The 3,625-nt window shown below is 60.7% G+C and carries 4 protein-coding genes and 1 pseudogene; 4 read left to right on the top strand and 1 reads right to left on the bottom strand.

All coding sequences use genetic code 11. The annotated features are described in order from the left end of the window. The first annotated feature begins 30 nt into the window (after positions 1-30). The 4 genes and pseudogenes from AC1DWF_RS31040 (at position 31) to AC1DWF_RS31025 (ending at position 2,494) form a co-directional block, all read left to right on the top strand. A pseudogene (locus AC1DWF_RS31040) lies at positions 31-381 on the top strand (DMT family protein). Positions 382-448: 67 nt separating this feature from the next. Further along, a complete protein-coding gene (locus AC1DWF_RS31035) occupies positions 449-1,129 on the top strand; it encodes a tetratricopeptide repeat protein (RefSeq protein ID WP_476782784.1) in 681 nt (226 codons plus the stop codon). A 350-nt stretch (positions 1,130-1,479) separates the two neighbouring features. Then, a complete protein-coding gene (locus tag AC1DWF_RS31030) occupies positions 1,480-1,914 on the top strand; it encodes a tetratricopeptide repeat protein (protein WP_476782783.1) in 435 nt (144 codons plus the stop codon). 52 nt (positions 1,915-1,966) lie between these two features. Continuing rightward, positions 1,967-2,494 carry a tetratricopeptide repeat protein gene (locus AC1DWF_RS31025; protein ID WP_476782782.1) on the top strand — a complete coding sequence of 176 codons (528 nt, stop codon included), beginning with the start codon at positions 1,967-1,969 and terminating at the stop codon, positions 2,492-2,494. Positions 2,495-2,551: 57 nt separating this feature from the next. Here the strand turns inward: AC1DWF_RS31025 and AC1DWF_RS31020 are convergent, their stop codons facing one another. Continuing rightward, positions 2,552-3,622 (bottom strand): PQQ-dependent sugar dehydrogenase, encoded by a 1,071-nt coding sequence (locus AC1DWF_RS31020; protein ID WP_476842481.1) that lies wholly within the window; start codon positions 3,620-3,622, stop codon positions 2,552-2,554. Positions 3,623-3,625: the final 3 nt, after the last annotated feature.

Genomic DNA, 3,625 nt, shown 5'->3' with positions numbered 1-3,625 from the left:
TTCCTCCCCCCTCCATCCGGTATTTCCCCAATGGCTATGCTGCTTTCGCCCAAGGTTCTTCCCGTTTTGATGCTCATCGCATCCAACGTGTTCATGACCTTCGCGTGGTACGGGCATCTCAAATTCAAGGCGGCTCCGCTCTATGCGGCCGTCATTTTCAGCTGGCTGATTGCCTTCTTCGAATACTGGCTCGCGGTTCCGGCCAACCGCGTCGGCCACGAGGTTTATTCGGCAGCCGAGCTGAAAACGATACAGGAAGTGGTCACACTTTCCGTCTTCGTCATCTTCTCGGTGTTCTACCTCAAGTAAGGCATCACCTGGAACCACGCGATGGGCTTTGCCTTGATCGCCGGTGGAGCGGCGCTGATTTTCCGCGGCTGATGTTGGACGAAATGCCGACGCCAGCGCGTTGACCTCGCCGAGGGGACGCAATGGTGGAGGTTAAACCATGCAAACCCGATATCTGAAACTCCTGGCAAGTGTGCTCGTGTCATTGCCGCTGTTTGCTGCTCCCGTGCTTTCGTCCGGTGGCGGAGGCGGTGGAGGCGGAGGCGGTGGAGGAGGCGGTGGTGGCGGCGGTGGTGGCGGCGGTGGAAATGGCATGTCCGGCGGCGGTGGCAGTGGAAATGGCACGTCCGGCGGCAGCGGCGGCAGTCTCTTCGGCAGCGGCGGTATCTTCAGCGGCAATGGTGGCGGCCAGGTCAAATGCCGTACGGGCTTTATCTACAACATCAGAAGCAAGAAATGCGAACATCCAAAGGCCGGCATGATCGACGACGAGAGCCTGTTCCTGGCTGGCCGGTCGCTTGCCATGGACGGCAAATATGACGATGCGATCAAGGTTTTGACGCTCGCCGCCGACAAGACCGACGCGCGCATCCTCAACTATCTCGGCTATTCGCATCGCAAGGCCGGGCGAACGCTGGTCGGCTTGGGCTACTACAAGGAAGCGATCCTCAACGATCCCAACTACATGCCCGTCCGCGAATATCTCGGCGAAGCGCATCTGACCTTTGGCGATGTCGCGGGTGCTCGGGCGCAGCTGACCGAGATTGCCAATCGCTGCGGTATCAGTTGCCGCGAATACGGCCTGCTGTCGGAACAGATCCACAGCTACGTGAAGACCTAGGATTCTAGCCCAGGCGCGCCCGCGGTTCTTTCGCTGTCGAAATCGAAAACTGCGGGCGCTCATCGTTTCTGGTGCTCTGGCCGGACGAAATGCCGCCGCCAGCGCGTTGACCTCGCCGAGGGGCCCAATGGTGGAGGTTAACCATGCAAGTCCGATATCTGAAGCTTCTGGCAAGCACGCTCGTGTCTCTGCCGTTGTTCGCAATTCCTGTCCTATCGGCTGACGGCGGCGGTGGAGGCGGAGGAGGCGGAGGCGGTGGGGGAGGCGGCGGCGGTAGTACCCAGGTCAAATGCCGTACAGGTCTCATCTACAACGCAAGAACCAAAAAATGCGAACGGCCCAAGGCGGGCATGATCGACGACAATAGCCTTTATCTGGCTGGTCGCGCGCTCGCCATGGACGGCAAGTATGACGACGCGATCAAGGTGCTGACGCTTGCCGCCGACAAGACCGACGCGCGCATTCTCAACTATCTCGGCTACTCCCACCGCAAGGCCGGCCGGATTCTCGTCGGGTTGGGATACTATCAGGAAGCGATCCTCAACGATCCCGACTACATGCCCGTCCGCGAATACCTGGGCGAAGCTCACCTGACGCTTGGCGATGTCGCCGGCGCGCGGCTGCAGCTGAACGAAATTGAACAGCGCTGCGGGACGAGCTGCCGCGAATACGGCCTGCTGTCGGAACAGATTGAGACCTATCTGAAGGGGGTGAGGCTTTACTCCGGCGGGATGGCGACGATTGCTCGCCGTCCCTCAGTGCCGATTGCATCTCACCCTGGATGAAACGTCGACCGAAATGCGTTAGCTTACGTATGGGCAATCTCAGGAGGTGGCGATGCAGTCCCGATATCTGATGCTTGTGGCAGGTGCCGTGGTGGCGCTGCCGTTGTTTGCAGCGCCGGTGCTAGCGGCCGACAGCGGTGGCTCGACCCCGCCTGCGTGCAAAGCTGGTTTCATCTACAACAAGAAGACGCAGAAGTGCGAACCTGCCAAGGCAGGCATGATCGACGACAACAGCATCTATGAAACCGGCCGCGCGCTTGCCATGAACGGCAAGTATGACGAGGCGATCAAGGTGCTGACGCTTGCCGCCGACAAGACCGACGCGCGCATTCTCAACTATCTCGGCTATTCCCATCGCAAGGCAGGGCGCGTGCTGGTCGGCCTTGGCTATTACCAGGAAGCGCTGCGCAACAATCCCGACTACACGCTGGTGCGCGAATATATGGGCGAGGCCCATCTGATGCTCGGCGACGTTGCCGCCGCACGCGTGCAGCTATCGGAAATCGAAAAGCGCTGCGGCAAAGGCTGCCGCGAATACGGCATGCTGGAGGAAAACATCGAGGCGTATTTGAGGGGCTAACTAATAGGCAGTAGGGCAATAAGGCGGTAGGGCAGTGAGGCTCATTTCGCTACTGCCCTAATCCGCCCTCGACAGGCGCACGATCATGCCATYGTCCTCGTCCGTCAAAAGCCAGACCGCGCCATCGGGGGCAACCACGACATCGCGGATGCGGCCGAAGGCGCCTTCGAACATGCGCTCCTCACTCAGGATCGTGCCCTTGGAGTCGCGGTGAAGCCTGCTCAGCAGCTCGAATTTGAGCGCACCGACCATAAGGTCGCCCTTCCATTCGGGGAACATCTCCCCTTGATAGCTCGCAAGACCTGAAGGGGCGATCGAAGGATCCCAGTAAAAAAGCGGCTGTTCGTAGCCGGGTGCTGCGGTTCCGATGCCGATTTTCTTGCCGTTGTAGTCGACGCCGTAGGTGATGACCGGCCAGCCGTAGTTCTTGCCAGCTTCGGGATGGTTGACCTCGTCGCCGCCCTTGGCGCCATGTTCGACGGTGATCAGGCCGCCCATCACCGGATCGATGACCGCGCCCTGGATGTTGCGGTGACCTTTCGACCATATCTCGGGCGCCATTTTCTTGCCGTCGGGCGCGGGGTTGTCAGCGGGAATTGAGCCGTCGGGCTTGATGCGGACAACCGCGCCTGCGGCGTCGTGCATATCCTGGGCGCGGTCGCGCTGGCCAAGGTCGCCTGTGGTGATGAACAGCGTGCCATCGTCGTTAACGACGATCCGCGAGCCGAAATGCACGCTGGCTTGCGATTTCGGTGTGACGGCGAAGATTACCTTGATCTCTTCGAGGCGGGGATTGGCTCCGTGGCGCACCAACCTGGCGCGGGCGACCACCGTGCTTGCGCCGCCTTTGCCCGGCTCGGCATAGGCAAAAAAGATCGTGCCGGATTTTTCGAAATCGCGCGCAATCGCGATGTCGAGCAACCCGCCTTCGCCGCCGACCGCGACCTTGGGCACGCCTGCCACAGGTTTTGACAGGCCAGATTTGGTGAGGATGCGAATGCGGCCGGGCCGCTCGGTGATGAGAGCGCCACCATCGGGCAGGAAGGCGAGCCCCCAGGGGTGTTCGAGGTCTTTTGTTACGACATCGGCGCGAAGCTTGACCTTTTGCGTGTCAACATCGCGGCCCAGGGC

The organism is Aminobacter sp. P4_D5, assembly GCF_056401815.1.
This window is presented reverse-complemented; position numbering and strand designations above follow the sequence as displayed.

What these genes read in the sequence shown, in the direction of transcription:
- AC1DWF_RS31035 (WP_476782784.1), top strand. Translation starts at nt 449, where the DNA reads ATGCAAACCCGATATCTGAAACTCCTGGCAAGTGTGCTCGTGTCATTG.
- AC1DWF_RS31030 (WP_476782783.1), top strand. Translation starts at nt 1,480, where the DNA reads ATGATCGACGACAATAGCCTTTATCTGGCTGGTCGCGCGCTCGCCATG.
- AC1DWF_RS31025 (WP_476782782.1), top strand. Translation starts at nt 1,967, where the DNA reads ATGCAGTCCCGATATCTGATGCTTGTGGCAGGTGCCGTGGTGGCGCTG.